2 protein-coding genes are annotated in these 1,337 nt (G+C 70.0%); both read left to right on the plus strand.

The genetic code is table 11. The features are described 5' to 3' along the window. On the plus strand, nt 1-1,067 hold a 1,067-nt coding region (locus tag A5707_RS17000), incomplete at its 5' end, for a PPE family protein (protein WP_065015629.1). A gap of 121 nt (nt 1,068-1,188) precedes the next feature. Then, nucleotides 1,189-1,337 (plus strand): WXG100 family type VII secretion target (locus A5707_RS17005; protein WP_197495293.1); only part of this gene is annotated, 149 nt, incomplete at its 3' end.

The raw sequence follows: 1,337 nt of genomic DNA on the forward strand, positions 1-1,337 counted from the left end.
TGTCCACCGCGGCGGCGGCCTATGAATCGGTGATCACGGGTCTGACCAGCGAAGAGTGGCTCGGTCCGGCGTCGGCGGCGATGGCCACCGCGGCCGCGCCGTATGTGGGATGGATGAACACGACGGCCGCGGCTGCCGAGCACGCCGCCGCCCAGGCCATAGCGTCCGCGGCCGCCTATGAGGCAGCGTTCGCGATGACGGTGCCCCCGCCGGTGGTCGCGGCCAACCGGGCGCAGCTGGCCGCGTTGGTGGCCACCAACTTCCTCGGCCAGAACACGCCGGCGATCGCGGCTACCGAAGCGCTTTACGCCGAAATGTGGGCCCAGGACGCTGCGGCCATGTACGGCTACGCGGGCAGCAGCGCGGTCGCCGGCAGATTGCAGCCGTTGACGTCGCCGACGCCGAACACCAACCCGGGCGCGCTGGCCGGTCAGGCCGCCGCGGTCTCCAACGCCGGCACGCAGACCGGCTTGTCGCAGCTGGTCTCGACCCTGCCGGGCACGGTGCAAGGGCTGTCGTCTCCGCTGGCGGCGGCGCCCTCGACGTCGGGGGGCTTCTTGTCGGACTTCATCAACTCGACACAGAACATCGGGATTTGGAACTCACTGCAGACCTACACCCAGGCAGCGGGAAACATCGGGGCCTGGAACATGTTCGGCGGCATCATGGCCGGGCTCGGAGAGTCGAAGGCCGAGGGCGCCGCCGGTGCCGCCGCAGAAGCTGTCGGCGCTGGCGGCGTTGGGGGCGCGGCATTTTCGGGCTCGGTTGCCCCGGCGACGACCGCGTCCGTCGGCGGCGCGCCCGTGTTGGCGAGCGCGGGCCGGGCAGCCGCCGTCGGCGGCTTGTCGGTGCCGGCCAGTTGGTCGGCAGCCACCCCGGCGGGCACCGGTTCTGCGACGTTGGCGGGGACCGGTTGGACCGCCGCCGCCGAGGAAAGCAGCGCAGTGGCCACCGTGCCGGCCGGGATGCCGTCGGTGGCCTCGGCGGGCCGAGGCGGCTTCGGCTTTGGTGCGCCGCGGTATGGGTTTAAGCCGACGGTGATGGGCCGACCGGTGGTAGCGGGATAGGGGGAAAAGGAAAACAACATGTCACACGTTTGAAGCCGCCCGTTCAACCCCAGGTCGTACCCTGGGAATAGCACGGGCCAGCACCCCGCACCGACACTGACTTCACCCTAAGGAGAGTTCCATGACTACCCGGTTTATGACCGACCCGCACGCCATGCGCGACATGGCCGGCCGCTTTGACGTACACGCCCAAACCGTCGAAGACGAAGCCCGCAAGATGTGGGCCTCGTCCCAAAACATCGCCGGAGCCGGCTGGAGCGGAACCGCCCA

It is taken from the genome of Mycobacterium kyorinense (assembly GCF_001672775.1).
Taxonomy (GTDB): domain Bacteria; phylum Actinomycetota; class Actinomycetes; order Mycobacteriales; family Mycobacteriaceae; genus Mycobacterium; species Mycobacterium kyorinense_A.